This window comes from Tenacibaculum profundicola, from assembly GCF_057220795.1.
Genome location: NZ_CM170137.1, coordinates 1,804,815 through 1,831,304, shown reverse-complemented (window position 1 = coordinate 1,831,304; position 26,490 = coordinate 1,804,815). Strand labels below are relative to the sequence as shown.

The window sequence follows — 26,490 nt, the reverse complement described above, 5'->3', positions numbered from 1 at the left end:
TTATGCTAAAAGACTTCTTTATATTTACAGAAATTTTTGTGTTAAATGAAGATACATTTTATAGCTATTGGCGGAAGTGCAATGCATAACTTAGCAATTGCTTTGCATCAAAAGGGATATCAAGTTACTGGGAGTGATGATACTATTCATGATCCTTCAAAATCTCGTTTAGCGAAATATTCATTATTACCTGAAGAATTTGGTTGGTTTCCTGATAAAATTAGTACAAATTTGGAAGCTGTTATTTTAGGAATGCATGCAAAAAAAGACAACCCTGAACTGGCAAGAGCTCGAGAATTAGGTGTGAGAATTTATTCTTACCCAGAGTTTCTTTATGAGCAATCGAAACATAAAACTAGGGTTGTAATCGGTGGTTCACATGGAAAAACCACCATAACTTCTATGGTCTTACATGTATTGAGCTATCATGATAGAGAGGTGGATTATATGGTGGGTGCTCAGTTGGATGGGTTTGAAACCATGGTGCATCTAACAGAGAATAATGAATTTATAGTTTTGGAAGGAGATGAGTATTTAAGCTCTCCGATAGATCTGAGACCTAAGTTCCATTTGTATAAACCCAATATTGCTTTAATAAGCGGTATTGCTTGGGATCATATCAATGTGTTTCCAACTTTTGAAAACTATGTTGAACAATTTGCTGTTTTCACGAATTCTCTTACTAATGGAGGAATCATGGTATATAATGAAGAAGATACTGTAGTGAAAGAAGTGGTAGAAGCCTCAGAACATTCTATAAAAAAATACCCATATTGTACACCGAATTACACGATTGATAAAGGGGTTACTTATCTCGATACTCCAGACGGAAAAATGCCTTTAGAGATTTTTGGTAAACATAACTTACAAAATTTAGCAGGGGCAAAATGGATTTGCCAACATATGGGAATAGATGAAGACGACTTTTATGAAGCGATAGCAAGTTTTAAAGGAGCGAGTAAACGACTAGAGAAAATAGCAGAAAGTTTAGATACGGTTATTTTTAAAGATTTTGCACATAGTCCAAGCAAGGTGGCAGCAACAACAATGGCCGTTAAAAATCAATATGTAGATAAAACATTGTTGGCGTGCTTAGAGTTACATACCTATAGCAGTTTAAATGCGAAGTTTTTATCTGAATATAAAGGAGCTTTGGCAAAAGCAGATAAAGCAGTAGTGTTTTACTCTCCACATGCGGTTGAGATAAAACGCTTAGAAAAAGTTACCAAAGAACAAATAGCAAATGCTTTTGAACGAGAAGACATTGTTATTTATACGAATTCAAATGACTTTAAAGAGTTTCTTTTTAGTGAGAATCTAAAAGGCACTTCCTTACTCTTAATGAGTTCTGGTAACTATGGAGGGTTGGATTTTGAAATGGTGAAAGAATTGGTTTAAAATTTAAGTTTATTCTTTATCCATTCTTTATCTGTTATTAACTTTAATAACCAAACTCTATGATCTTTGCTTGAGATTGATTTATGGAGTATTTTAAGTCGACTTTTTATATAAATGAGTGATTTTTGTTTTCGGTAATGTTTTTTTCTGAATTTTTTATCAGTTAATAACTTTTTAAAAAAAGCAATATCGATTTCGGCTCGTTTATCTTGGTTGTAAAGAAGTGAGTCAATTTCCCCTAAAGTAATAAAGCATAATGCTAGAAATGAGTTTAATGGTGCTTTTAATTTATTAAAATAATTAAAACATTCATTTGCTTTTGTTTTTTTTGATAATAAGAAAACATCGTAAGCATTTCGCAATGAAATATCTTTGTAATAGCATCCATTATCATTTATTTGTTTAGCAATAATTGATAGGCATAGTTGGTTTTGATAACTCATTACAGTTACATTATTTATTAGTTGGGTACTTTTTGAGATGTTCATGTAATTAAATTCACAGGCATATTCTTCAGTAGTTAATTCTTTGTGAATTTCAATTGCGGCTATTTTTCCTTTTTTTTGAATTCTTGGAAAATGTTTAAATGAGGGGAAATAATATTTTAGATCGTTAACATGGAAATATTTATTATTAGAGAGGCAATCGATTGTATTTTGATATTGAGTTTTTGAAACCAAAAAATCAATATCACCCACCATTCTTTCGGCGATATCATCATACAAACCCTCTAAAAGATTGCCCGTTCCTTTTAAAAACACAGGGGTTATGTTGTTTGCCAAAAGAAGGGTGTTGATTTCTTTTGCTTGTTCTATGATTTGACGGTTTCGTTCTCGATTAAGATGAGTGATTTGTTCCATGTATTCAACCAAATCTAGAGGAAGATACTGTAAAAATTCAGCTCTTTTTAAATTGCAGTATAAAGCAGGAAAAACATAATGAGCAGTGCTTAGCTTAACAACATCGTCCCAATTTACATTTCCAGAAGTAATTTCTCGCTCAACTAATTCCCTGTTTGTTTCTTCATGAGTTATGGTTAAACATTTTCCTACAAAAAACAAGGTATCTTTATAATTCATCTAAAAACAATTTTTGAACTGTTTGTATCATTTTATCATTGTCGGAATAGGTAAGCCTATAGCAAGTTAAATGGGAAAACCAATTCAGAAAAGATGTCACATTTTCGGTTTTTGGAGACAGCCAAGAATCAGGAACCAGTTGCTCAAAAGCATCTAGTAGAGAAATCTGGTTTACTACCAGATCACTTTTAGGCTCAAACTTTATAAATACAAGCAGAGAGCATGGTTTATGATCTGTATAATCGCTATTTCTTGGAGGGAGATATCTAACAATCTTACCTAGTTTTTTAAAATGATATTCTGCCGAATTAGCCAATTCCGGATATAAAGGAGAAAGTACGGAGAGGCTGTTTTTCTTAATGGAAATGGCAGAAGGAAAGCTATAAACCTCATTGTTTTCTGCTAAAATAGGCACAAAATCATCGGCTAAGCATGTAAAACCATTGGCTTGTAATAGAGCGAGGGAGGTGCTTTTTCCATTGCCGGAATCACCCAGAAACAGTATGCTTTTTTTAGTATTACTAATAGCTGAGGCATGGAAAATCCCCATCCATTTATCTTCTTCAAAGCTGTGTATATGTTCTATGATTTTCATGGAAAACTTGCCCTGAAAAACATGACTTTCTTTACGATGCCATTGGCCAATTAAGGTGTTATTTGTATAAAAATAAATGGTGTCGTTCACTGTAAAAACTTCATAATAAAAATCAGGTTTAATCCCTAGATCTACTTCTAAATGGGCAAATTTCGGATGGATTAAGGAAAATTCATATTCCGAAAAGAATGCTATAAAAAAAACGATATTGTTTATGCGGTAATATTTCTTTATTTCGAAATCAGCTGGCTTTTTAGACGTAGTGTGATCAGTATCGTTCGCTGTATTTTCTACTAATAATTTTTCACAATCTTTGATGAAAGTTTCTGCTTGTTTAAGAGGAACATCAACTTCATTTAGTAAAAAGGAAGTTATTTCTTGTTTAGGTACATCACTTGTAAGTAAATTAAGAATTTGTGAGACAATATCTTCTACAATTATATATTGATTGCTTTGAGATAACCAAACTATATTTTTATCATCAATTTTTTTAGTTATAATCATGTTCAGACAAAAATAACAAAACTTAAATTTAAAAACTATATTTGTAAGAGTAAATATTTGGTCTGAAATAAAGGAGGTGATGTTTAATAATTGAGAGGAAAGTTTGTAGGATGTATAGAGAAAGAATAGAGTTGGAAGAGGGCGATTTTTATGTAAATGAAGTAGGTTACAAAGTTTTTACAGAACAATACCATTTAAGAAGAGGATATTGTTGTAAAAGTGGATGTAAACATTGTCCATACGGATATGATAAAAAAACTGATAATTTTACATAATAGAGAATCGTTAAATTATTGTTTAAGGAAATTAATAGTGTAGATATAATGAGAAAAATTTTAGTAGTATTTTTAGCCTTGCATCTTTTGGGATGCGCAGAATTGCAAAAAGTAGTGAATCAGTTGCCTAGCCAAAGTTTCTTGTCAAATGAGCAGATAGGTGATGGGTTGCGACAAGCATTAAATAATGGAATTCAACATCAAGTTTCCAAACTAACAGCTACAGATGGTTTTTATAGAAATGAATTAGTAAAAATTTTATTGCCGAAAGAACTGCAAGTTGTTGATAAAGGATTAAGAAAGATAGGTTTGAGTTCATTGGCAGATGAAGGATTAAAAGCAATTAATAGAACAGCGGAAGATGCAGTAAAAACAGCAACACCAATTTTCGTGAATGCGGTGAAAGAAATTACGTTTACAGATGCTAAGAATATCGTTCTAGGCGAGCAGAATGCGGCAACAAAATATTTACAAGGAAAAACCAGTGCAGCGTTGTACAATCAGTTTAACCCAGTTATAAAACGGTCATTTACAAAAGTTGGGGCTGATAAGGTCTGGACAAATTTAATTTCTAAATATAACAGGATCCCATTTGTGAAAAGAGTGAATCCAAATTTAACAGATTATGTTACCACAGAGACTTTAAAAGGGGTTTTTACAATGATTTCGGTTGAAGAAAAAGGGATTAGACAGAAAGTAGGCTTACGTAATACGGATTTACTACGTAGGGTCTTTGCATTGCAAGACAAAAGGTAGTTTGTAAAGACTTTGGTGATGGTATTCAAGTTTTATTGAATCGTAAAGTTTTATTTTATTCGAAAGAAAAATAGTAAAATAATTATTTGTAAATCAAAATATTGTGTATATTTATGAAGCCATTTTTTAATCGAAAAAATAATGTTACGAGTAAATCAGTTACGTAAATATAAGAAACATCTTGAAGAAAGATATGGTAGATTGGTTGAAAGAGCAAATGATTATAAATATGTTGATGAATGTAAAAGTGATAGATCAGCATTTAAAGCAATGAAGGTGTTAGAGAAATTAAATAGAATAAAATATTTAGATAAAGAAATTTCAAATTCTATTGTGTAATTGCCTAAAATAATCAAAAGCTTTTAAGAGCCTACTACCGTACCAAGAAAACATTTCACCATCCACAAATTCAATTTTTGCATGATGGTTAAATTTCTGTATCTCTGAGATATGTGCCTTTTTAAAAGGATAAGGTTCAGAAGACAATAAGACTAGATCAAGGCCTTCTTTTGATTTTAGACCTTTTAGGTCAATTATAGGATATCGACTTAAGTTGTTATAACTATTTTCAAACTTATTTAATGCGAGTAGATGATTTATAAAGTTATTATTTCCAGCAACCATCCAAGGATCTCTCCATATAAAATAAACAACTTTTTTAGCCTGTTTTTCTTTTATAAAGTTCTCAAAATTTTGAAGTTCTCGGTTTAACTTGTCAATAATTCTTAAAGCATTTGTTTTGCATGAGAATAGTTCTCCATATTGTTCAATAAGTTGGATGCTATCGTTTAGTGTATAAATATCAGAAACATGAGTAATCGCTATTCTTTCGCAATCCTCAACAATTTTTTTGGTGTTCTCCTCTTTATTACATAAAATTATGTCCGGTTTCAAAGCTTTAATTGTGTCAATTTTGATGCTTTTTGTACCTCCAATAATTGTTTTTTTCGTTCTTATATGTTTAGGATGCACACAGAATTTGGTTACACCAACTAAGCTACTTTCTAGTCCTAAATCAACCAATAATTCAGTTTGACTTGGAACTAGTGACACAATTCTCTTAGGTGTAGCTTGTAATGTAATTTCTCTGTTAATTTGATCAATCAATTGTTTTTAACCGCAAGATAAACAAACTTAATGAGTATTTTTAGGTCTTATTTTGTGTAAAATAAGACCTAAAAGTTTATGAGTAATAAAACTCTTGAATGATTATAGGTGAATTACCGTACTCCCATGATTTCTTGAAACTCTTTTTTATAACCTTTACTTACTCTAAAGATTTTGTTATCGTTTATTTTCACATCAGTTTCTCCGTAGTTGGATGTTATGATTTCATTTATGAAGTTTGAGTTAATTATCGTAGATCTGTGTATTCTGATAAATTGAGTTGAATTTAACCTGTTAAAAATACTTGTCAAAGATTCTCTTAGCAGATGCTTTTTGTGATCATCGGTAAAAATCTCAATATAATAACCAGAAGCTGAGATGTATTTAATCGTATTTAAAGCCAAGAATATAATCTTGTTTCCTGATTTTATACCAATTTTATTCTTAGTTAACGATCTGCGTACAGGTTTTTTTTCCATAAACGAGGTTAGTACATTGTCTAGTTTATGATTAAGATCTGAAAGCTTTTCTTTTCTTAAATGTTCGACAACCTTGTCTATAGTAGTAAAAAACCGCTCGTCATTAATAGGTTTTAATAGATAATCAAAAGCACCATAGTCAAAAGCTTTTAAAGCAAACTCTTGATGATCCGTAATAAATACGAACATAGTCTTATTTGGTATTACTATTTTCTCTATTATCTCAAAGCCGGTCATGTCTTTAAAGTTCACGTCAAGAAACACTATATCTGGATTATGCGTATTGATCTTAAGAATAGCATTTTTTCCACTTGAATAGTCTCCTGAAACATGAATTAGACCATGTTGCATAAGTAATTTTTTTACTTTAACCCTGACACGATTGTCATTGTCAATTATAATTGCTGAAATTTTCATTTTTACCCCCTTGTTTTCTAATAAGTTATAACAAAGGAGTCACAAGAAACCCTACACTTATAATGTTAAAAAAAACAGGATTTTAATTTATTAACATTTATGCCTTGTTTATTTATTAGAGGCCTCTTGTTAATGTGTTGTTTAGTAGGGAGTTGTGTTTTTTTTTAGTTGTTGAAGCTTAAAAAATCGGCAGAACAGTTTAAACTGATTTTATTTTTAACATTTTTTAAGCTAAAAAAGCATTCACATCTAAAAAAGGTTTATTTGAATCAATATAAAGGCTATCTGATTCAAATAAATGTTAACTAAACGTTACTAGTTTTAGATTTACTTATTCAATTAATAATTCAATAAATATAAAATGAAAACAAGGTTAAATGGAGTTTTAACACTATTCCTAGTGTTATTGGTGCAAGTTTCCTTTGCACAAGACAAAACAATTTCAGGTACAGTTTCTGATGATTCAGGTCCTTTACCCGGAGTTACAGTTTTGAAAAAAGGTACAACTCAAGGTACGGAGACAGACTTTGATGGTAATTACTCAATTAAAGCAAAAACGGGAGATGTTCTTGTTTTTAGTTTTGTAGGTATGAAAACTGTTGAAAAAACAGTGGGGTCATCAAGTAAGGTAAGTGTTATAATGATTGGAGATAACCTCCTAGAAGAGGTTGTTGTTACTGCACAGGGTATAAGAAAAGAAAAGAAAGCTCTAGGTTATGCTGTGTCTACAGTAAAATCAGAAGAAATTGAGGGGAAGGCTACCACTGATTTAGCTCAGGCTTTGAATGGTAAAGTTGCTGGTGTAGAGATTCTTAGTGGTGGCTCTACAGTAGGCGCTGGAGCAAACATAATTATTAGAGGATACTCGTCCATTACAGGGTCTAATCAGGCACTTATAGTTGTTGACGGTGTTCCTGTTAGTAGTGCGGCCAATAGGCAGAATGACTTCAATGAGGGCAGTGGAGCGAGTTCAGGAAGTAGACTTTCTGATATTGATCAAAACAATATTAAAAGTGTAGAGATTTTAAAAGGTTTAAGTGCAACTGTTTTATATGGGGAAGAAGGTAGAAATGGAGTAGTTTTAATTACAACTAAGACAGGTAGTGCAGAAGGTAGTGTTAATAAGAAAACAAGTGTAACTTTCAATTCTTCTGTATATTTCTCGGAAATAACAGGTTTGCCAAAATGGCAAAACACTTTTGGAAATGGATGGCAAGGTTCTGCTTCAAAGGCATTTAGTAACTGGGGGGCAAGATTTGATGAAGTAACTGAAGTGCCTCATATTTATGAAAACAACAGTTATCAATCAAGCCAAGGAGGAGGAAACTATAATACATTTTTCCCTGAGTTTGTTGGTCAAACTTACGAATACAAACCATATGACAATGTTGAGGGTTTTTTTAGAACGGGAACGAATATTGTTAATTCCTTAAATTTAAATGGTGGCGGAGAAAACACTAGATTTAGCATGAGTTATACTAATAGTAGCCTTGAAGGAATTACGCCAGGAAACTCAATGATAAGAAATAATTTAAGTATAGGAGGGAATGCAAACTTAGATAATGGTCTAATTATAAATGGTTCAGTTAATTTTGTTTCTTCTGATTTAAAAACTCCTCCGACGGCAGCTTCTTATGGAAGTAATGCTTCAGCGGGGTCGTCTTCAGTATTTGCAAATGTATTGTACACTCCTCGAAGTGTTAACTTAAATGGGTTACCTTGGGAGGATTCATTGCATAGGTCTGTTTATTATAGGTCTAATAGCTCCATACAAAACCCATATTGGACTATAAATAATGAAAGGTACAATGAAGATGTTGATAGAGTTCAAGGGAACGTTTCATTAGTTTTACCTTTAACTGAAAGTATCAATGTTATGTATAGAGCAGGATGGGACTCTTATACGTTAGAAAATACTTTTTCGGTAAACAAAGGAGGTTTGAATTATGATGGTTTAGGTAGGTATGAGAAAACTTATATTAGAGAGAGAATATGGAATCACGACATAATTTTAAGTGGTTCTCAAAATATTACTGAAAACATAGAGTTAGATTTTACTTTAGGAATCAACTCCAAAAGGACTACCTATGGACAATTGAGAGCATTGTATTCAAATCAATTGATTTACGGTAAATTCTTTTCTGATAATTTTGTTAATAAAAATGCTGGCAGCTTTTATAATGAACAATTGAATAAAATGGGAGTATATGGCTCTGCTAATTTTAGTTATAGGGATTTCTTCTATTTGAATTTAGTTGGTAGAAATGATTGGGCGTCAACTCATGAAAATGGTAATAATACATTATTTTATCCAGGAGCGAGTATTTCATTTTTGCCTTTACAGGCGTTTGATGTGAATACGGATAGCGTTAACTTCTTAAAATTAAGAGCAGGATATGGGTCTTCTGCTAGATTTGCAGACCCCTACAGAACAAGAGATGTATTAAGTGTTTCAACAAACTCATGGTTAAATAATAGTAACGGGAATTCCATAGTAAATACAAACAATGTAAGTAACAGAATTGGTAATCCAGATTTAAAACCTGAACTTCAAACAGAAATTGAATTAGGTTTGGAAGGTAAATTTTTTAACAATAGGCTTTCGGTTGACTTTTCAGTTTATAAAAGAGAGGCAAAAGATCAAATCATTGATAGAAGCCTTGACCCAAGTACAGGAGCGACGATAACACTTGCAAACGCTGGAGTTCTTGAGACCAAAGGGTTGGAGTTGTTATTGTCAGCTACTCCTATCAAAACGGATAGCTTCTCTTGGAATACGTCTATTAATTTCAATAGCTTTGAAAGTATCGTCACAGATTTACCTGATGATGTAGATCAAATATTCTTAAATGGTTTTACAAATCAAGGGAACTTTGCAAAAGAAGGTGAACCATTCAATGTTTTAATGGGGACTTATGTAGAAAAGGATTCCGAAGGGAATAATATCATTTTAGATAATGGCTACTGGAGAGTGTCTAATGAAATTGGTGTTATAGGTAACCCAAACCCTGATTATAGTTTATCTTCTTCAAATAACTTTGTTTACAAAAACTTTAATCTAGGTTTCCAGATAGATTTTGTAAAAGGAGGTGATATATTATCATATGGAGCTTCAGCTTTATTAGCGAGAGGTTTAACCGAAGATACAAACGTTGATAGAGGGTTACCATTGGTTTTACCTGGCGTTAGGGAAGATGGATCACAAAATACCACACAAATTACGTTAACTGACTATTATTTTGATAACTTCCTTTACGGAGCTGATGAGGCTTTAGTTTATGACGCAACTCATGTAAGATTGAGAGAGGTTTCTTTTGGATACTCACTAAGCGATGAGCAATTAAAAAACACACCTTTTAGTAACATCAGTGTAAGATTTATTGCTAATAATCTTTGGAGAAAGGCTTTCAATTTTCCTGATGCACATCAAAGTTTTGATCCTTCAGTTTCATCTCTTGGTGTAAGTAATTCTAAAGGTTTAGATTATATGGTTGGACCTGCTACTAAAAGATTTGGTTTTTCCTTAAAGGCAACATTTTAAAGATTAAAAAGATAAAAAAATGAAAAAAATAAAAATAAGGATATTATACGTATTGTCTATATTATCGGTGTTTTCGGCATGTGAAACAACTGAATTAGACTTAAGAGATGATCCTAACGGTGCCAGTCCTGGTGATGCAGATATTCAATTACTTCTTAATGGAGCTATTGACAACTTTAGAGATTTTAACGAAGAAATTACCGATTATGGTATGGAAGTAACTAGAATGAAACATGGTTATGGTCCTGTTTATGATAATGCATATTCTCCACAAAGTTTTAATAGCTTATGGCGAGCTGGGTATTCAGGAGTTATAGCAGATACTCGTGCGGTAATATTGAATGGAAGTAGCTCTTCTCTTTTCGAGCATGTAGCTGTTGCTAAAATTATTGAATCATACACTATTACTTCCTTAGTTGATATGTTTGGCGATATACCTTATACTGAGGCAGTTCAATTTTCGCAAAATTTAAATCCAAATGTTGATGACGGAGGGGAGATTTATGAGAAGGCTTTAAATTTACTGAATGAAGCGATTGAGGATTTTGGTAAAACTAGTCTAAAAAGTATATCAGAAGCTGATGATATTTTTTATCAAGGAGATAAAGATAAGTGGATTAAGTTAGCTAAGACTCTCAAGTTAAGAATTTACAACAATGTTCGTCTGACTTCTATGTTTGATAATGCTGCAGTAAATGCATTAATTAACGAAGGAGATCTTATTTTAGGGGAAGGAGAAGATTTTGAGATTGAGTACGGTACTAGCGATAATGATCCTGATATACGTCATTTTAAATTTAGAAATGCTTATCTTGGAGATGGTGGAGAATACATGGCTACATACTTTATGGATATACTGAACTCTGATAAAAGCGTTCAGGATCCTAGAATTAGGTACTATTTTTGTAGACAATCACTTGAATATCCTGACCCTTCAACGGCTGAAGGTTTGTTTACCATGCCTTGTTTAGGAGAGAGTAAACCTGATCATTACGCTTTTAATGATCCATTCTGTAATATCGGTGATGGTTATTGGGGTAGAGATCATTTTGATAACGCTGGTGGACCTCCAGATGGAAATAAGATTACAGTATGGGGTTTATATCCTGCAGGAGGGAAGTATGATAATGATGAGGGTGAGGCCGTCGGAGCTGATGATGGAGCTAAAGGAAAAGGAATTATGCCTATATGGTCAGTGGCAAATACAAATTTTGTAATTGCTGAGTTGGCTTTAGAGGAAGGTACTAGCGGTAATTCAAAAACATCCTTAGAAAAAGGTATGCGTTATTCTATCAATAAAGTAAAAAACTTTAGATTAGACGCTATTCCAGATCCTGCAAATATTCCTGATGAAGATGACATAAACAGTTATGTCAATGAAGTTTTAATGAATTATGACAATGCTACTTCTAATGAAGCGAAGTTAAATATTATTATTAAGGAGGCTTATATTAGCTTATGGGGAAATGGTATTGAAGTTTATAATAATTACCGAAGAACCGGAAAACCGGATAATATGCAACCAACAAGATCAGCTACGCCTGGGGTGTACATAAGGTCTTTTCCTTATCCAGCGAATTTAGTAAACTTAAATTCAAATGTTTCTGCTAAAGCTGGAAATGATGTAAGAGTATTTTGGGATACTAATCCAAATAGTTTAAATTAAAATTAATTATCATGAGTTTTAAAATTAAAAATAAAATACACTCATTTATTGTTGTAATAACAATAATCATGATGTCTTCCTGTGAAGAAGAAAATGTGTTACAAACAGCAGCTGGCGACGATAAAGAAGTTGGAGCATTTGCTCGGGTAATAAGTTCGTCTGAAGACAAATCAACTAATGTATTTGACCCGAACTCTTCGGTTTGGGAGGCCACAATAGAATTTGTAGATGAAGAGGCGGGAGCATTGGTTGAATCATACGCGATTTATGCTAGGTTTAAAGATAATACTATAGATACTGATACTGATCCTGATTATAGTATTAACGATGAGGTCTTAATTAATTTATGGGAAAACTCAGAATTTACTTCGGGGAACAAATATCCTAGACTTTCTTTTTCAATACAAGCAGAGAATGTGATAGCTGCGTTAGGTTTGGATTTAAATAATGCTGATGGTGGTGACACCTTTTTTTATAGAGGAGAAATTAGACTTTCGGACGGAAGGGTGTTTAGCTCGAATAACTCTGGGTTAGCGATAAATTCTGAATTATTTTATAATGATGCTTTTAGTTTTTCAAGTAGTTTTGTTTGTGTTCCTCCGACACCAATTACTGGTGATTGGAAAATTGAAATGTATGATGAGTATGGTGATGGATGGAATGGAGGTTACATCTCCGTAATCATAGATGGAGAAGAAAACAAATACTCGGCACTTGAAGAAAATGGAGTCGCGGCTACAGAAGAAATTGTTACGGTACCTGTAGGTGCTCAAACATTGGAATGGAAGTACACCTCAGGTGATTGGGAAGTTGAAAATACATTTAAAATTTACGCACCTAGTGGGAATTTAGTATTTACGGGTGGACCATCACCGGCAGCTGGTTTACTCCCTTTAAATTTATGTAGTGAGTAAATAATATTTAAAACATTAACTATAACCGATTATAGTAAAAGCCATCTAAATTTAATTTTAGATGGCTTTTTTTTTATTGATTAAAACAAACTTATTGATAATGGTGTTTAAATTTAGAAAACACATAATCACAAAAAAAATATGTTTTAAATTCAATCATTTAAGGATTTTTCAGGGATGACTATATACACTGGAATCGTACAAACAAAAAGTAACTAGCTTCAAGAGTTTACAAAAGCTTGAACTTTTGTTTTTAGTTTGCTCAGGTCGCTACAAAACATTGGGTCCAACAGCTAGTACCCTTTCTATTGACTATAGTAGTCTTCATAGATGGTTAAGATATATAGAGAAAAAGGTATAGATAGATCATTCTTTAAGCCCTGACAAGCGTAATAGATCCTCAAAAATAATTACCTCGGCTAATTCGATTTTTTAGCACTATTTTTTGCGACTATTTTCTGAATAAGCTTAGTTAGCCCATTTATATCGAATTTAATTGTATTTGATTCAAAATCAAGGCGATTCAAATCAAACTGATAGTGTAAGGGCGGTTAAAGTACTAGATTTACCCTGTTATATCACCTTTGTTTAGGTTGGTGTAATATGTTTGAATTTTAAGCCAAGGAGTCATTAACCTTGGCTTTTTGTATTTAATATATTTTCCATCTCTATTTGCAGCTCCTTCGCTTTATTTTTAGCAGCCTGAGCGAAATTAGTTTCATTACTTGCGTAAATAATACCACGAGAAGAATTAATTAACAAACCAATATCTTTATTCATTCCGTACTTGCAAACATTGTGTAAGTTTCCTCCTTGGGCGCCAACCCCCGGAACTAAAAGAAAGTTATTAGGTATAATTTTTCTTATTTGGGCTAAAAATTCTGCCTTAGTAGCTCCTACAACATACATCAAATTCTTAGCATTTTCCCATTGTTTAGAAGTTTCTAAAACATGTTTATAAAGTTCTTTTGAATCTACTTGTCTAGTCTGAAAATCAAAAGCTCCTTGATTGGATGTTAAAGCCAACAAAATAGTATGTTTGTTTTTAAAAGCTAGAAAAGGTTCTACAGAGTCTTTTCCCATATAAGGCGCAACAGTAACACTATCAAATGCCAAGTCTTCAAAAAAAGCTTTAGCATACATCGTAGACGTATTGCCTATATCACCTCGTTTAGCATCAGCAATAGTAAAGATTTCTGGGTGTTTTTCGTTGAGGTATTTGATTGTTTTTCCAAGAGCTTCCCATCCTTTTAAACCATAAGCTTCATAAAATGCAGTATTGGGTTTGTAGGCAACACACAAGTGATGAGTAGCGTCAATAATAGCTTTGTTAAAAGCAAAAATAGGGTCATTCTCTTTTAATAAGTGTTGTGGTATTTTATCAAGATCTACATCTAAACCAATACATAAAAAAGATTTTTTCTTTTTAATTTCAGATACAAGTTGTTGTGTTGTCATAAGATATTATAAAAGTTAGGCAAAAGTAAACAATTTTACTAGTTTCCTGTATCTTTGTTTTTAATGTTCCAGTATATTCTAAATAAATTATTTTATGCATTCTTGACACTGTTCGGTGTAGTCACGGTGATTTTTTTGTTGTTTAATATCTTGCCCGGTGATCCTGCAAGAATGATGCTCGATCAACGAGAGGATACAGAGCAATTGCAAAATATTCGAAAAAAATACGGGTTTGATAAACCAATGAGTACACAATATTTTTATTATTTAAATGATGTGTCTCCTATTTCTATTCATAGTAATGATAAAAAAGAGTATACCTTTTTGACAGAAGGGAAATACAGCTATCAAAAACTATTAACAGTTGGAGAGATATCAATAGTTGTAAAATACCCATACCTACGTGAGTCATTTCAAAAAAACGGAAAACAAGTTTCGGAAGTAATTAGAGAAACACTACCCAATACGGCGATTCTAGCATTTTGTGCCATTGCTTTTGCCATTGTTATAGGAATACTTCTTGGGATACTGTCTGCCTTGTATAAAGATACTGTTTTTGATAGGTTTATTGCAGTTGTTAGTACTTTAGGTATGAGTGTACCATCTTTTTTTTCGGCAATACTGGTAGCTTGGTTGTTTGGTTTTGTATGGCATAAATATACGAGTTTAGAAATGACAGGTAGTATGTTTATTGTTGATGATTTTGGAGAGGGAGTATATGTACAATGGAAAAATTTAATTCTTCCGTCATTTGTATTAGGGATTAGACCATTGGCTGTAATAATACAGTTAACTAGAAATTCATTGTTGGAAACCTTTAATCAAGAATATATCAGAACAGCGAAAGCAAAAGGATTAACAATGTATCAGGTAATAAGAACTCATGCGCTTAAAAACTCATTAAACCCTGTTATTACGGCGATTTCAGGATGGTTTGCTTCTATGTTGGCGGGCGCTGTTTTTGTAGAGTATATTTTTAATTGGAATGGTCTTGGTAAAGAAATTGTAAATTCATTGAATACATTAGACTTACCAGTTATAATGGGAAGTGTTTTAGTAATAGCTAGTATATTTATAATTATTAATATCTTAGTGGATATATTGTATAGTTTTTTAGATCCCAGAGTTAGATTAAAGTAATATGAGAGTTTTAGCACTATTGTTTTTTGTAATTGCATGCGTCAGCTGTACTGTTTTTCAACCAAAAGTATTTGACCAAGGAGCTTTAAATGAAAAGCTCGTTACAGAGAGTAGAGATTCTTTAACCTTAACAGAGGTGCTGCATGCGGTAAATAAAAGAAAAACAATCATTCAGGTATATGCGAGTTACTGTCCTTTCAGTCAAGAAAGTTTAGATGATGTTGTTGCCATGCAACAAAAAGATATGGGTGTTAATTACGTGTTTTTATCGGTAGATCATTCCTATCATGATTGGAAAAGGGGAGTAAAGAGTCTAAAAGTAAAAGGAAGGCACTACTACATTCCTAAAAAAGGAAAGGGTGAATTAGGGAAGTTTTTGAAATTGAAAACAATACCTAGGTTTTTATTAATAGATAAAAATGGTAAGATAAAAGTATATAATACAGCAGATTTATCTGACATAAACAATAAATTAATTAGATGAAAAAACTTGTCGTTATTGTTATGTTGATATTTATCAATTGTGCTACAAAAGAAGAAAAAGCGTTTTCAGAAAAAGCATTAAATGATGTTTTTATTAACTTAGAAGGTGATAAACTAGCCTTCCGAGACATTTTAAAAGAACATACAGGTAAGAAAGTTGTGATTAATGTTTGGGCTTCTTGGTGTCGTGATTGTATTAATAATTTGTCAAATTATAAAGAATTGCAAGATCGATATACGGATGTAGTTTACGTTAATTTATCTTTAGATCGATCTATTCATGATTGGAAAAATAGTGTCGATTTGTATAACATATTTGGTGAGCATTATTATATGAAATCTGGATGGAACGGAAGTTTTGGAGATTTCCTTCAATTAGATTGGATTCCGAGATATTTAGTGGTAGATGAAAAGCAAGAAATTATTGTTTATAATGTCAGGAAATCAACAGATAAACTAATTAAAGAAAGCTTGGAAAAATAACGTATTTTTGCCTCCATAAACACCTAACTAGAAAGTAGTATTACGCTAATTATTAACAAAATAGAATACAGTGAGAAAAAATATCGTTGCAGGTAATTGGAAGATGAATAAGAACCTTGATGAAGCTAAGGCACTTATAAAAGGAATAAAAAAGGGGGTAAAAAAAAGTAAATTGAACAACAGGAGGTTAATTATTGCTCCAAGTTTTGTTACGCTTAATACCGCAATTAAAAGAACTGAAAAAACAATTATAGAGGTTGCCGCTCAGAATATGCACGAAGAAAGCAATGGAGCTTTTACAGGAGAAGTTTCTGCAGATATGCTAAAGGGAATTGATGTAAATATTGTTATTTTAGGGCATTCCGAGAGGAGAACATATTTTAAAGAAACTAATGAATTGCTAGCAAAGAAAGTTAATACGGCGTTGGCTAATGGTTTAGAAATAATTTTTTGTTTTGGCGAACAATTAGAAGATAGAAAAGCAGGAAAGCATTTTGAACTTATAGAAACTCAATTAAAAGAAGCGTTGTTTCATTTGCCAGAAGAGAAATTCTCAAATATAATATTAGCTTATGAACCAGTTTGGGCTATTGGTACGGGAGAAACAGCTACGCCTGAGCAAGCGCAAGAAATGCATGCTTTTATTAGGGGGATTTTAGCGAAAAAATATGGTGATAGCACGGCTAACTTGGTATCAGTGCTGTATGGAGGAAGTGTGAAACCGGCTAATGCAAAAGAGATTTTCTCTAAACCCGATGTTGATGGAGGTTTAATTGGTGGAGCGTCGTTAAAATCAGATGACTTTCTGGCAATTTTTGAAGCAGTAGAAATGAAGGGGAATTTGGTCTAAAACAATAGAGACTATATTCAAAATTATGATTGATAGTCTATCAAAAATAATAGAAGAAGTACTTTAATGGATACTATTTATATAGAATATAATTTTACTGTGGCGCCTAAAGAGCCTGCTACAGAAATTTTAATTGCTGAATTGGGCACAGAAGGTTTTGAAAGTTTCGTTGAAAACGAAAAAGGGGTCACTGCCTATATTCAGAAACAAGATTGGAGAGAGGATATTTTAAATGATATTTTTATACTCAACTCTTCTGAATTTAGTATTGACTATACACAAAAAGAAGTTGAACAAACAAATTGGAATGTAGAATGGGAAAAGAACTTCAATCCTATTCAAGTTCGAGATACGGTAAGTGTTAGAGCTCCTTTTCATAAAAATCCTAATTTAGAGTACGATATAATCATTGAACCAAAAATGAGTTTTGGTACAGGGCACCATGAAACCACACATATGATGATTGAGCATTTGATGGAGTTGGAAATACAAAATAGAAAGGTACTAGATATGGGCTGCGGTACAGGTATTTTAGCCATTTTTGCCGAAATGAAAGGAGGAAAACCTATCGACGCAATTGATATTGATGCCTGGTGTTATGAAAACTCAATGGAGAATGTTCAGAGAAACAACTGTAAACATATAAAAGTTTATCAAGGGGATTCGTCGTTACTAACAGATCGCAGATATGATTTAATCATCGCAAACATAAATAGAAATATATTACTTAGCGATATGGAAGTATATACAGATTGTCTTAATGAAAAAGGTGTTTTGTTGTTAAGTGGATTTTATAAAGAGGATATTTCCGTTGTTGATGAGGTAGTTACAAAATTTGGGTTATCTTTAAGTAAAACTATAGAAAGAAATAAATGGGTAGCTTTGCGATATCAAAAATAAGAGTAGATGAGTACAATAGAAAAGATTCAAGAGGAGTTAAGCGTTTTAACAGAAGAAACGAAAAAACACGAAATTATCTTGTACAATGATGATGTAAATACGTTTGATTTTGTGATAGATAGTTTAATAGATGTCTGTGAACACACGCCAGAACAGGCAGAACAATGTACTGTATTAGTTCATTACAAAGGTAAGTGTGCAGTAAAAACTGGTGAATATGTAGAACTGGAACCCAAATGTTCAAAATTATTGAACTTGGGTCTTTCTGCTGAGATTGTTTAATATGGAAAATGTTTTTAAATATTATGAGTTCTCTGATTTTTTCAAAGACAAATCAGGAACCTTTTCAGAAAGAGAAATATGTTTTTCAGAATTAAATGAACAACATTTTTTAATTTTTGAAAAAAATAATTCAGAGGAAGAAAAATACAACCTCTATGTTTCGAAGTATTCTTCGAAAAAGGATATTGGTACCAAGCCTCCGGAAATACTGGAAATGTTGGCTGAAAATTATGACAAAACTATTCCAGAGCATAGAGTTATATTAAGGAAATATTTGTACTAACAGGTGTTTTTTAAAAAAATATAAATATTTTTTTAAATTTAATGTGACCTATAATAAAAAGATGTGTCATACTAAGTGTAGAGAAAAAAGATCATATATGTTTTTGAAGTTAAAATCTCATTAATAGTGTATAATATAAAGAAGTAAATAAGTTTGTTTTCCTTAAAACGTAAATTATTATAGACGCTTATATCTCTCCGAGTAAGATTTGAATATAGCATCTGAAAAGACTATAGCAAAGTGAAAAGAGAGTTTTAAACAAAGGAAGTACAACTTTAAAGATAGTAGTAGTTAGTTTTTATACTAAGTTTGGTTAGACGAAAAGGCCTTGAATTAACTTTCAAGGTCTTTTCTATTAATGACAAATAAGAATAATTGTTTTCTTGAGGATCCATTTAATTTAAATATAGTTTACAAGTAGTTATAAAGTTTTAGTGTTTTTCAACGAAAACAATCCCGGTCATTAAGTAAAATTACTCAATCATTTCCATGTGCTCGGACTCATCTATAATACGATTTACAGATACATATTTCGTATATAGGTATTGAATTATTTTAAGTTAGTTTAAGGCATAAAACTTTAGCATAGCCAAGCTATGGTTAAGTTTTATAACGTAAAAATAGCTACAAAAGAAATAATAGATATGCGAAATATTTATTTGTAAATCGTATAAATCAGTATTTGTCATAAATTAGTATGATCGTTGAATTAACATTAGGGTGTTTTTAACGTGTTTGTTTCGTGGTTTTTATGGGGGTGAGGTTTTCACTGGTTTAAAGAGAGAGTGTTTGATGTTTTCTGGTTGTTAGTGTTTTTTTCAACTAAAAAATAATATTATTTTAGGAGGAATTTATGAAAGCAACTAAAAGCATGACTAGAAATATTTATAAGTGCTTTGTTACAAGTTTGTTATGAATAGCTCAAATTTGAAGAAAAATCGTAAATTCGCATTCCAAGAAAAGATACAATGCTAGATAAATTACAGATAGTGAAACAGCGTTTTGATGAAGTATCGGATTTAATTATTCAACCGGATATTATTTCTGATCAGAAACGCTATGTGCAGTTAAATAAAGAATATAAAGACTTAGGGAAGGTTGTTAAGAAAGCAAACGAGTACGAAAGTTTGATAAATACAATTGAAGAAGCCAAAGAGATCATTGCAGATGGAAGCGATGCTGAAATGGTTGAAATGGCGAAAGCCGAAATAGATGAGGCGAAAGGACGTATTCCTGTTTTAGAAGATGAAATAAAATTTCTTTTAATTCCAAAAGATCCAGAAGATACTAAAAATGCTGTTGTAGAATTACGTGCTGGAACAGGGGGAGATGAGGCTAGTATTTTTGCAGGAGATTTGTATAGGATGTATTCAAAGTATTGTGAAAGTAAAGGATGGAAAGTCTCTATTGTAGATTATAGTGAGGGTACCAATGGTGGATTTAAAGAAATTCAATTTGAAGTGTCAGGAGAAGACGTGTACGGAACACTAAAATTTGAAGCAGGGGTGCATCGTGTGCAACGTGTTCCACAAACAGAAACCCAAGGACGTGTGCATACGTCTGCGGCTACTTGTATGGTGTTTCCTGAAGCAGAGGAGTTTGATGTAGAGGTTAATCCTAAAGATGTCCGTATAGATTTCTTCTGTTCTTCAGGACCAGGAGGTCAGTCAGTAAATACAACATATTCTGCCGTTCGTTTAACACACATACCTACAGGGCTGGTAGCACAATGTCAGGACCAGAAGTCGCAACATAAAAATAAAGAGAAAGCATTTAGAGTTTTACGCTCGCGTTTATATGATTTGGAATTAGCTAAAAAACAGGCAGAAGACGCAGTAAAGCGTGGGTCTATGGTTACTTCAGGAGATCGTTCTGCAAAGATTAGAACGTATAATTACCCTCAAGGTAGAGTGACAGATCATAGAATAGGGTTGACTTTATATGATTTGCAAAATATTGTTAATGGAGATGTTCAGAAAATTATCGATGAATTGATGCTAGCTGAAAATACCTCTAAGCTAAAAGAATTAGGAGAAACTATATAAAAACAGAGCGTTAAACATATTTTTACATGCTTATTTACTCACTAATATATTTGTATACTGTTTAAATAAGTTATAAATTTGTCGTCATTTGTGTTCTATCCATAAATAAGGAAATTTCTCCGAAATTAAAATATCTTTAAGAGATAGTTTAGTTAATCTTCGAAGTAGCTTTTTAAGTTTTTCTTTTTTTAATAGAATTGTTTAATCCTTTGTTGGGCTAGGTGGTTTAACTATAAAGATTTACATATATGTATCTTGTTAGTTTTAGGGCTCGAATTGAAAAAAGAAGTATAATTAAAATTTAATATATGTTAAAAATCATAGTAAAAGAGGGTGAGAATATCGACAGAGCCTTAAAACGCTATAAGCGAAAATACAGAGACGTTAAGATGTTACAGCAGTTGAGAGAAAGAAAGCAATATGTAAAGCCTTCTGTGTCAAGACGTGCGGAAGTTAAAAAAGCAGCCTACAAGGAACAACTTTTCAAAGAAGATTAAATAGTAGTATAATAAATATACTTACTTTTAAAAATACAAAAAGCTCAATTCTTAAAATTGAGCTTTTTGTATTTTTATGATTTCAGGTTTATGAAAATAAACTATCTATTTTTTCTCGTTCTTCACTGGCTAAGGCTGAATCTACTAAGATTCGACCGCTATGCTCATCTATGGTGATTTTTTTACGATTAGCAATTTCTAGCTGTATTTGTGGAGGGATTGTAAAAAACGATCCTCCAGCTGCACCGCGTTCTATAGATACAACGGCTAATCCATTCTTTACTTTATTACGGATTCTTTTATAAGCATCTAGTAAATGACCCTCTATAGATTTTGAAAATTCTTTAGATTTTTCTTTTAATAAACCTTCTTCTTTCTCTGTTTCTTTCAGAATAGCGTCCAATTCATCCTTTTTATGTGTCAAGTGGTTTTCTTGCTGCGCTAGCTTTTCTTTAGTACCAGTAATAACTTCATTCTTCTGAGTTATTTTTGCCTTATACTCTTTGATTCTTTTTTCAGATAACTGAATCTCTAGTTCTTGGTATTCAATTTCTTTACTTAATGAATCAAACTCACGATTATTACGAACATTCTTTTGTTGTTCTTCATATTTTGCTATCAAACCCTTAGACTCTGTAATAGATAATTTTTTATTACTAATCTCAGTTTCTAAATTCGCTAAATCACTGGCTAAGTTAGAAAGTCTGGTGTTTAATCCGGCAACTTCATCTTCTAAATCTTCAACTTCTAAAGGTAGTTCACCACGAACATTTTTAATTTCATCGATTCTAGAATCTATCAGCTGTAAATCATATAAGGCTCTTAATTTCTCTTCTACCGTTACTTCTTTTTTTGCCATCTTTTATAAATAGTATATTGGATTTGTACTTTCTTCACTTAAAATAATTGCAAAAGTACTAAATTTTTTGCTAAGATAGTCAACCAATAGATTTTTTGTAAACTGCTCACTTTCATAATGCCCTACATCGGCGAGTAATATCTTTTGTTCGGCCTTATAAAATTCATGGTATTTAAAATCTGCACTAACATAAGCATCAGCATTTGCATTAATGGCATTTTTGATAGCGAAACTGCCAGAACCCCCCAAAACAGCAACCCTTTTTATGGGTTTGCCTAGTAAGATCGAATGACGAACACAGCCTGTTTTGAAAGTAGTTTTTACTAATTGTAAAAACGTGTTTTCGTCCATTTCTACACTCAATTCACCTACCATTCCCATACCAATATTTTGGTTTAAATTATCTAGAGTGGTTATTTCGTAAGCAACTTCTTCATAGGGATGATTTGTAAATAGAGCACTTAATATTTTTCCTTCTAAAAAGCTGTCAAAAGTAACAGAAAGACAAACTTCATTTTCAAACATCAGATCTCCTTTTTTGCCAATTGTAGGATTAGAATTCTCATTACCTCTATAGCTCCCTTTTCCTGCTATATTGAAAGAGCAGTTGTCATAATTACCTATATTTCCTGCGCCGCTCTTAAATAACGCTGATCTTAAACTATTTGCTTGTTCAGGAGGAATATAGGTGGTCAATTTTTTAATAATACCTTTTTTAGGAATTAAGGTCTTAATATTCCGTAACCCTAGTACTTCACACATTTTAGCAGAAACACCGCTATTTACATTATCTAAGGCCGTGTGAGTAGCATAAATGGCAATATTATTTTGAATAGCTTTTAAAACCACTCGTTCGACATAGTTATGACCATTAAGTTTTTTCAGACCACTAAATATAATTGGATGAAAACTCACGATTAAATTACAATCATTGGCTATCGCTTCATCGATCGTTTTCTCTAAAGTGTCTAGAGTAACCAAAACCCCAGTAACTGTTGTAGTGTATTTGCCTATAAGAAGACCTACATTATCAAAATCTTCAGCATAAGAAAGAGGAGCGAGTTGCTCTATATAGTCTGTTATATCTTTTATTTGCATGGTAAAATTTAACAAAGTTTAAGTTCAGTATCAAATTTAAGTTTTTTAATTTCGTTACAATGAAATTTATACGGTTTTTCTTATTTCCTGTAGCCATTGTCTACGACATAATCACTACCATTCGGAATAGGCTTTTTGACACGAAGGTTTTTAAAGAGACTACTTTTGAGCTTCCTGTTATTGCCGTGGGTAATTTAAATGTTGGAGGTACAGGAAAAACACCGCAAATCGAATACCTAATACGATTGCTGAAAAAAGATTTTGATGTAGCTGTTTTAAGTAGAGGGTATAAACGTAAAACAAAAGGTTTTCAGATTGTAAATAGACATTCTTCAGCGAGGGATGTTGGAGATGAACCATTACAGTTTTACAAAAAATATGGTAAAAATAGCACTGTGGCCGTTGATAGGGATAGAGTTAATGGTATTCAGCAATTACTAAAATTAGATCATAAACCAGCGGTTGTCTTACTAGATGATGCTTTTCAGCATAGAAAAGTTAAAGCAAGCTTGTATATATTACTAACGAAATACAATGATTTATTTATTGATGATCTCATCTTGCCAACGGGGAACTTGAGAGAAAGTAAGAGAGGAGCAAATAGAGCGGATATTATTGTGATTACGAAATGCCCAAAGGATATATCCGACAGGGATAAAAAAAGAATTGAAAGTAGAATTAATTTAAAAGATGATCAACAACTTTTTTTCTCTAGTATTGTCTATAATGAAAACATACATGGAGCAAAGAATATGAAGTTGAGTGAGTTGAAAAACAAGAAAGTTACATTGGTTACGGGAATTGCTAGTCCGGAAACTTTATTAGAATTTTTAAAGGAAAGAAAAATTGATTTCCAACATATAGCATTTCCTGATCATCATGATTTTACGGATAATGATATTCAGATGATAAACACTGAGTATGAGGCAATCGATTGTGATAGGAAGATACTAATTACAACAGAAAAAGATTACGTGAGGTTAGATAATAGGATTGAACATTTATGTTATATTTCAATTGAGAGTTCTTTTTTATCAAATCAAAGTGAGTTTGATTCTTTGATTTATAATCATATCAATAGCAAAATGTTATAGTTTTGGTATTATTTTTGATATTTTTGTATTGTTAAATAAACAAATCAATATGAAAGTGTTCACAGCTGTATTCTTTTTCTTTGTGCATGTGCATTTTGGAATGTCTCAGGAAGGGCGTTTAGCGGTTGCTGAAAAGTATATTAAAGTTAATTGGGAGCCGTCATACAAAGAAGCGATTGCAAAGGCTAAAAGAGAAAACAAACCCATATTAATTTATTTCTCTGGCTCTGATTGGTGTGGTCCTTGTATAAAGTTAGATAAAGAATTATTTCATACAGAGAAGTTTACCGAATATGCTAATAGACATTTGGTATTATATCTAGCAAATTTTCCACGTAATAAAAATTTGATTAGTGAAGAAGTAAGCATAGATAATAAAAAGTTGGCTAAGAGGTATAATAACACTTTTCCAATGGTTCTGTTACTAGATAAAAACCAAAAAGTACTAGGAGAGAAAAGAGGAAGTTATATGACAGAAATCTATTTACCTTTCTTTAAATCCATAGTAAATAAATATTACCAATAAAAAACCGAAGCTGTAATTAGACCTCGGTTTTTTTAGTTATACCAGTTATTGTTTTATTACGGTAATTTTAATTTGTAAAGGTATTATTACAATTAAACAATAGTATCTCCAAACACATCTTTCGCTTGAGAAGCAATCTTTTTGATGTCTTGTTCATCTTTCTTAGGGCATATCAATAGAACATCGTCTTTTTCTACAATAATATAATCTTTTAACCCTTGAATAATAACCTTCTTACCATGTTGAGTTCGCACCATGTTTCCATTAGCGTCTCTAAAAATAGTTTCAGCACCTACAATCGCATTTTGATGCTCGTCTTTAGAGAGTTTATTATATAAAGAACCCCAAGTTCCAAGATCGTTCCAGTCAAAACTAACAGGCAGTACGAAAACATTTTTGGCGTGCTCCATAATTCCAAAATCGATGGAGATATTTTCACATAATTCATAGTTATTTCTAATGAAATTACCTTCATAATCGGTATTATATGCAGTATCGTCATCTAAAATTGAAACCATAGTAGGTAGATACTCCTTAAAAGCAGTTAAGATACTTTTGGCAGACCAAACGAATATGCCTGCATTCCAAAGATAATCACCACTGTTTAAAAACTCTTTGGCCTTATCTATATTCGGTTTTTCTGTAAATTTTTTAACTTTTTTTACGGGGGAAGAATTTTCTTCATATTGAATATACCCATAACCTGTATTGGGATGATCGGGTTGAATACCTAAAGTCATCAAAATATCGTCATTTTCGCAAGCATCAAATGATGTCTTAATTGTGTTCAAAAATTCAGATTCGTTTTCTATCCAGTGATCAGAAGGAGCGATTAACATTACTGCATCCGGATTTTTTTTGTAGATCTTTAAGGCAGCATACAATATACATGGAGCTGTATTTCTCATTGCAGGCTCAAGCAGTACTTGTTGGGTATTAACTTTTGGCAATTGTTCTAGTACTAAATTTTCATAGCGTTTGTTTGTAGCGATTAAAATATTCTCTGACGGAATTAATTCATTGATTCGGTTAAAAGTTTTTTGAATTAACGACGTTCCTGTTCCCAACATGTCATGAAACTGTTTCGGGAAGTCTTGCGTACTTACAGGCCAAAATCTAGAGCCAACACCTCCAGCCATGATCACTGCATAATAATTATCACTCATATTCATATTTTATTTGCTATTCGATTTTTACAACTTCTGCGTTTTGATTAAAAAGGTATATACGTTTATTAGTTAAGTTTACGCATTCATAACGCGTTCTTCGTTTATTACCCTTTTTATATAAGATATCTTTAAATTTAAAAACACTCCCGTTTGGGATTTCAAAGATAAAACTCTTTCCTGATTCTGCCATCCCTCCTCGTAAAGCTAATGACAATTTTACATCGGTATCGGTACTTGCTTTAGGGTTTTTTAAATAATTTGCTAAATGAGGCAATATCTGTAATGGGTAAATTTCTGGTTTTAAGAAGGGTAGCATTAGGTGCTGGAAGATAGTTTTCCATTCTTTACCATGTGGTTGTACCCTTCCGAATTTTTGATAGGTAACATGATGAGCTATTTCATGTACTAAAGTTAGCAAAAATTGATGAGGGTTTAAATTATCATTGACAGTAATCTGCATTTTACCATTTGGCATTCGGCGAAAATCTCCGTGTTTGGTTTGCCTCTCAGAAACAATTTTAAGGTTAATCCGATATTCTTTAATTAAGTATTCAGCAAGAGGAATGGCTTTTTCAGGTATGTATTTCTGCAA

The 26,490-nt window shown here is 32.2% G+C and carries 27 protein-coding genes; 18 read left to right on the top strand and 9 right to left on the bottom strand.

Annotated features, from left to right (window positions below; translation table 11 throughout):
- Nucleotides 1-45: 45 nt before the first annotated feature.
- Entirely contained in the window at nt 46-1,398 is a 1,353-nt protein-coding gene (locus AC2TDS_RS07815) for a UDP-N-acetylmuramate--L-alanine ligase (protein WP_484738539.1), read from the top strand.
- Here AC2TDS_RS07815 and AC2TDS_RS07810 read toward each other — a convergent pair.
- Nucleotides 1,395-2,477, bottom strand: coding sequence for a nucleotidyltransferase family protein (locus tag AC2TDS_RS07810; RefSeq protein ID WP_484738538.1), 1,083 nt, complete (start codon nt 2,475-2,477; stop codon nt 1,395-1,397). The two genes, AC2TDS_RS07815 and AC2TDS_RS07810, sit on opposite strands and share 4 nt — an antisense overlap.
- A complete protein-coding gene (locus AC2TDS_RS07805) occupies nt 2,467-3,576 on the bottom strand; it encodes a phosphoenolpyruvate carboxykinase (ATP) (RefSeq protein ID WP_484738537.1) in 1,110 nt (369 codons plus the stop codon). Before AC2TDS_RS07805 ends, AC2TDS_RS07810 begins: the two co-directional genes overlap by 11 nt.
- A gap of 110 nt (nt 3,577-3,686) precedes the next feature.
- Between AC2TDS_RS07805 and AC2TDS_RS07800 the strand changes: the two genes are divergently transcribed.
- The 3 genes from AC2TDS_RS07800 to AC2TDS_RS07790 all read left to right on the top strand — a co-directional run bounded on the left by AC2TDS_RS07800 (nt 3,687) and on the right by AC2TDS_RS07790 (nt 4,946).
- The gene (locus AC2TDS_RS07800; protein WP_484738536.1) at nt 3,687-3,851 is read left to right on the top strand and encodes a C1orf53 family protein; all 165 of its coding nucleotides are present in this window, start codon (nt 3,687-3,689) and stop codon (nt 3,849-3,851) included.
- A 48-nt stretch (nt 3,852-3,899) separates the two neighbouring features.
- Nucleotides 3,900-4,607 carry a DUF4197 domain-containing protein gene (locus tag AC2TDS_RS07795; RefSeq protein WP_484738535.1) on the top strand — a complete coding sequence of 236 codons (708 nt, stop codon included), beginning with the start codon at nt 3,900-3,902 and terminating at the stop codon, nt 4,605-4,607.
- Between the two features lie 141 nt (nt 4,608-4,748).
- The gene (locus tag AC2TDS_RS07790) at nt 4,749-4,946 is read left to right on the top strand and encodes a Lacal_2735 family protein (protein ID WP_484738534.1); all 198 of its coding nucleotides are present in this window, start codon (nt 4,749-4,751) and stop codon (nt 4,944-4,946) included.
- Here AC2TDS_RS07790 and AC2TDS_RS07785 read toward each other — a convergent pair.
- Together AC2TDS_RS07785 and AC2TDS_RS07780 are read right to left on the bottom strand one after the other, a co-directional pair.
- Nucleotides 4,929-5,714, bottom strand: coding sequence for an ABC transporter substrate-binding protein (locus AC2TDS_RS07785; protein ID WP_484738533.1), 786 nt, complete (start codon nt 5,712-5,714; stop codon nt 4,929-4,931). The genes AC2TDS_RS07790 and AC2TDS_RS07785 overlap by 18 nt on opposite strands.
- Nucleotides 5,715-5,827: 113 nt before the next feature.
- Nucleotides 5,828-6,610, bottom strand: coding sequence for a LytR/AlgR family response regulator transcription factor (locus AC2TDS_RS07780; RefSeq protein ID WP_484738532.1), 783 nt, complete (start codon nt 6,608-6,610; stop codon nt 5,828-5,830).
- A gap of 361 nt (nt 6,611-6,971) precedes the next feature.
- Here AC2TDS_RS07780 and AC2TDS_RS07775 point away from each other — a divergent pair, with 361 nt between their 5' ends.
- Genes AC2TDS_RS07775 through AC2TDS_RS07765 form a run of 3 tightly spaced genes read left to right on the top strand, consistent with a single transcriptional unit; the run spans nt 6,972 to nt 12,731 of the window.
- Nucleotides 6,972-10,151 (top strand): SusC/RagA family TonB-linked outer membrane protein, encoded by a 3,180-nt coding sequence (locus AC2TDS_RS07775; RefSeq protein WP_484738531.1) that lies wholly within the window; start codon nt 6,972-6,974, stop codon nt 10,149-10,151.
- A 19-nt stretch (nt 10,152-10,170) separates the two neighbouring features.
- The gene (locus AC2TDS_RS07770) at nt 10,171-11,817 is read left to right on the top strand and encodes a SusD/RagB family nutrient-binding outer membrane lipoprotein (RefSeq protein WP_484738530.1); all 1,647 of its coding nucleotides are present in this window, start codon (nt 10,171-10,173) and stop codon (nt 11,815-11,817) included.
- Nucleotides 11,818-11,828: 11 nt separating this feature from the next.
- Nucleotides 11,829-12,731: a hypothetical protein gene (locus AC2TDS_RS07765; protein WP_484738529.1), complete on the top strand. Its 903-nt coding sequence runs from the start codon at nt 11,829-11,831 to the stop codon at nt 12,729-12,731.
- Nucleotides 12,732-13,361: 630 nt separating this feature from the next.
- Here the strand turns inward: AC2TDS_RS07765 and pyrF are convergent.
- Nucleotides 13,362-14,189, bottom strand: coding sequence for an orotidine-5'-phosphate decarboxylase (gene pyrF, locus AC2TDS_RS07760; protein ID WP_484738528.1), 828 nt, complete (start codon nt 14,187-14,189; stop codon nt 13,362-13,364).
- 63 nt (nt 14,190-14,252) lie between these two features.
- Between pyrF and AC2TDS_RS07755 the strand changes: the two genes are divergently transcribed.
- The 9 genes from AC2TDS_RS07755 to rpsU all read left to right on the top strand — a co-directional run bounded on the left by AC2TDS_RS07755 (nt 14,253) and on the right by rpsU (nt 21,152).
- The gene (locus AC2TDS_RS07755; protein WP_484738527.1) at nt 14,253-15,329 is read left to right on the top strand and encodes an ABC transporter permease; all 1,077 of its coding nucleotides are present in this window, start codon (nt 14,253-14,255) and stop codon (nt 15,327-15,329) included.
- Between the two features lies 1 nt (nt 15,330).
- Nucleotides 15,331-15,813 (top strand): TlpA family protein disulfide reductase, encoded by a 483-nt coding sequence (locus AC2TDS_RS07750; RefSeq protein WP_484738526.1) that lies wholly within the window; start codon nt 15,331-15,333, stop codon nt 15,811-15,813.
- The gene (locus AC2TDS_RS07745; protein WP_484738525.1) at nt 15,810-16,295 is read left to right on the top strand and encodes a TlpA family protein disulfide reductase; all 486 of its coding nucleotides are present in this window, start codon (nt 15,810-15,812) and stop codon (nt 16,293-16,295) included. The genes AC2TDS_RS07750 and AC2TDS_RS07745 overlap by 4 nt, the downstream gene beginning before the upstream one ends.
- A 70-nt stretch (nt 16,296-16,365) precedes the next feature.
- Nucleotides 16,366-17,145: a triose-phosphate isomerase gene (tpiA, locus tag AC2TDS_RS07740; protein WP_484738524.1), complete on the top strand. Its 780-nt coding sequence runs from the start codon at nt 16,366-16,368 to the stop codon at nt 17,143-17,145.
- Between the two features lie 66 nt (nt 17,146-17,211).
- On the top strand, nt 17,212-18,045 hold the full coding sequence (gene prmA / locus AC2TDS_RS07735; RefSeq protein ID WP_484738523.1) for a 50S ribosomal protein L11 methyltransferase: 834 nt from the start codon (nt 17,212-17,214) through the stop codon (nt 18,043-18,045).
- 6 nt (nt 18,046-18,051) lie between these two features.
- Nucleotides 18,052-18,327, top strand: coding sequence for an ATP-dependent Clp protease adaptor ClpS (locus tag AC2TDS_RS07730; protein WP_484738522.1), 276 nt, complete (start codon nt 18,052-18,054; stop codon nt 18,325-18,327).
- A 1-nt stretch (nt 18,328) separates the two neighbouring features.
- Nucleotides 18,329-18,610, top strand: a complete 282-nt coding sequence (locus tag AC2TDS_RS07725; RefSeq protein WP_484738521.1) for a hypothetical protein — start codon at nt 18,329-18,331, stop codon at nt 18,608-18,610.
- 968 nt (nt 18,611-19,578) lie between these two features.
- Entirely contained in the window at nt 19,579-20,655 is a 1,077-nt protein-coding gene (gene prfA / locus AC2TDS_RS07720) for a peptide chain release factor 1 (protein WP_484738520.1), read from the top strand.
- A gap of 308 nt (nt 20,656-20,963) precedes the next feature.
- Nucleotides 20,964-21,152: a 30S ribosomal protein S21 gene (gene rpsU / locus AC2TDS_RS07715; RefSeq protein WP_484738519.1), complete on the top strand. Its 189-nt coding sequence runs from the start codon at nt 20,964-20,966 to the stop codon at nt 21,150-21,152.
- An 88-nt stretch (nt 21,153-21,240) separates the two neighbouring features.
- Here the strand turns inward: rpsU and AC2TDS_RS07710 are convergent, their stop codons facing one another.
- Together AC2TDS_RS07710 and AC2TDS_RS07705 are read right to left on the bottom strand one after the other, a co-directional pair.
- Nucleotides 21,241-22,011 (bottom strand): zinc ribbon domain-containing protein, encoded by a 771-nt coding sequence (locus AC2TDS_RS07710; RefSeq protein WP_484738518.1) that lies wholly within the window; start codon nt 22,009-22,011, stop codon nt 21,241-21,243.
- Between the two features lie 3 nt (nt 22,012-22,014).
- Nucleotides 22,015-23,109, bottom strand: coding sequence for a Nif3-like dinuclear metal center hexameric protein (locus tag AC2TDS_RS07705; protein WP_484738517.1), 1,095 nt, complete (start codon nt 23,107-23,109; stop codon nt 22,015-22,017).
- 59 nt (nt 23,110-23,168) lie between these two features.
- On the opposite strand from AC2TDS_RS07705, the gene lpxK reads away from it, so the two are divergent.
- Nucleotides 23,169-24,203 (top strand): tetraacyldisaccharide 4'-kinase, encoded by a 1,035-nt coding sequence (lpxK, locus tag AC2TDS_RS07700; RefSeq protein ID WP_484738516.1) that lies wholly within the window; start codon nt 23,169-23,171, stop codon nt 24,201-24,203.
- Between the two features lie 49 nt (nt 24,204-24,252).
- Nucleotides 24,253-24,729 (top strand): thioredoxin family protein, encoded by a 477-nt coding sequence (locus AC2TDS_RS07695; protein ID WP_484738515.1) that lies wholly within the window; start codon nt 24,253-24,255, stop codon nt 24,727-24,729.
- Nucleotides 24,730-24,821: 92 nt separating this feature from the next.
- Here AC2TDS_RS07695 and AC2TDS_RS07690 read toward each other — a convergent pair whose 3' ends face one another.
- A complete protein-coding gene (locus AC2TDS_RS07690) occupies nt 24,822-25,895 on the bottom strand; it encodes a mannose-1-phosphate guanylyltransferase (protein ID WP_484738514.1) in 1,074 nt (357 codons plus the stop codon).
- A gap of 16 nt (nt 25,896-25,911) precedes the next feature.
- On the bottom strand, nt 25,912-26,490 hold the full coding sequence (locus AC2TDS_RS07685; RefSeq protein WP_484738513.1) for a SprT-like domain-containing protein: 579 nt from the start codon (nt 26,488-26,490) through the stop codon (nt 25,912-25,914).

Coding starts and splice junctions, on each gene's coding strand:
- AC2TDS_RS07710 (WP_484738518.1), bottom strand. CDS start 22,011: ATGGCAAAAAAAGAAGTAACGGTAGAAGAGAAATTAAGAGCCTTATAT.
- pyrF (WP_484738528.1), bottom strand. CDS start 14,189: ATGACAACACAACAACTTGTATCTGAAATTAAAAAGAAAAAATCTTTT.
- AC2TDS_RS07795 (WP_484738535.1), top strand. CDS start 3,900: ATGAGAAAAATTTTAGTAGTATTTTTAGCCTTGCATCTTTTGGGATGC.
- AC2TDS_RS07765 (WP_484738529.1), top strand. CDS start 11,829: ATGAGTTTTAAAATTAAAAATAAAATACACTCATTTATTGTTGTAATA.
- AC2TDS_RS07775 (WP_484738531.1), top strand. CDS start 6,972: ATGAAAACAAGGTTAAATGGAGTTTTAACACTATTCCTAGTGTTATTG.
- AC2TDS_RS07755 (WP_484738527.1), top strand. CDS start 14,253: ATGTTCCAGTATATTCTAAATAAATTATTTTATGCATTCTTGACACTG.
- AC2TDS_RS07690 (WP_484738514.1), bottom strand. CDS start 25,895: ATGAGTGATAATTATTATGCAGTGATCATGGCTGGAGGTGTTGGCTCT.
- AC2TDS_RS07780 (WP_484738532.1), bottom strand. CDS start 6,610: ATGAAAATTTCAGCAATTATAATTGACAATGACAATCGTGTCAGGGTT.
- AC2TDS_RS07745 (WP_484738525.1), top strand. CDS start 15,810: ATGAAAAAACTTGTCGTTATTGTTATGTTGATATTTATCAATTGTGCT.
- AC2TDS_RS07770 (WP_484738530.1), top strand. CDS start 10,171: ATGAAAAAAATAAAAATAAGGATATTATACGTATTGTCTATATTATCG.
- AC2TDS_RS07805 (WP_484738537.1), bottom strand. CDS start 3,576: ATGATTATAACTAAAAAAATTGATGATAAAAATATAGTTTGGTTATCT.
- prfA (WP_484738520.1), top strand. CDS start 19,579: ATGCTAGATAAATTACAGATAGTGAAACAGCGTTTTGATGAAGTATCG.
- AC2TDS_RS07750 (WP_484738526.1), top strand. CDS start 15,331: ATGAGAGTTTTAGCACTATTGTTTTTTGTAATTGCATGCGTCAGCTGT.
- lpxK (WP_484738516.1), top strand. CDS start 23,169: ATGAAATTTATACGGTTTTTCTTATTTCCTGTAGCCATTGTCTACGAC.
- rpsU (WP_484738519.1), top strand. CDS start 20,964: ATGTTAAAAATCATAGTAAAAGAGGGTGAGAATATCGACAGAGCCTTA.
- AC2TDS_RS07695 (WP_484738515.1), top strand. CDS start 24,253: ATGAAAGTGTTCACAGCTGTATTCTTTTTCTTTGTGCATGTGCATTTT.
- AC2TDS_RS07815 (WP_484738539.1), top strand. CDS start 46: ATGAAGATACATTTTATAGCTATTGGCGGAAGTGCAATGCATAACTTA.
- AC2TDS_RS07725 (WP_484738521.1), top strand. CDS start 18,329: ATGGAAAATGTTTTTAAATATTATGAGTTCTCTGATTTTTTCAAAGAC.
- AC2TDS_RS07800 (WP_484738536.1), top strand. CDS start 3,687: ATGTATAGAGAAAGAATAGAGTTGGAAGAGGGCGATTTTTATGTAAAT.
- AC2TDS_RS07810 (WP_484738538.1), bottom strand. CDS start 2,477: ATGAATTATAAAGATACCTTGTTTTTTGTAGGAAAATGTTTAACCATA.
- AC2TDS_RS07705 (WP_484738517.1), bottom strand. CDS start 23,109: ATGCAAATAAAAGATATAACAGACTATATAGAGCAACTCGCTCCTCTT.
- AC2TDS_RS07730 (WP_484738522.1), top strand. CDS start 18,052: ATGAGTACAATAGAAAAGATTCAAGAGGAGTTAAGCGTTTTAACAGAA.
- AC2TDS_RS07790 (WP_484738534.1), top strand. CDS start 4,749: ATGTTACGAGTAAATCAGTTACGTAAATATAAGAAACATCTTGAAGAA.
- prmA (WP_484738523.1), top strand. CDS start 17,212: ATGGATACTATTTATATAGAATATAATTTTACTGTGGCGCCTAAAGAG.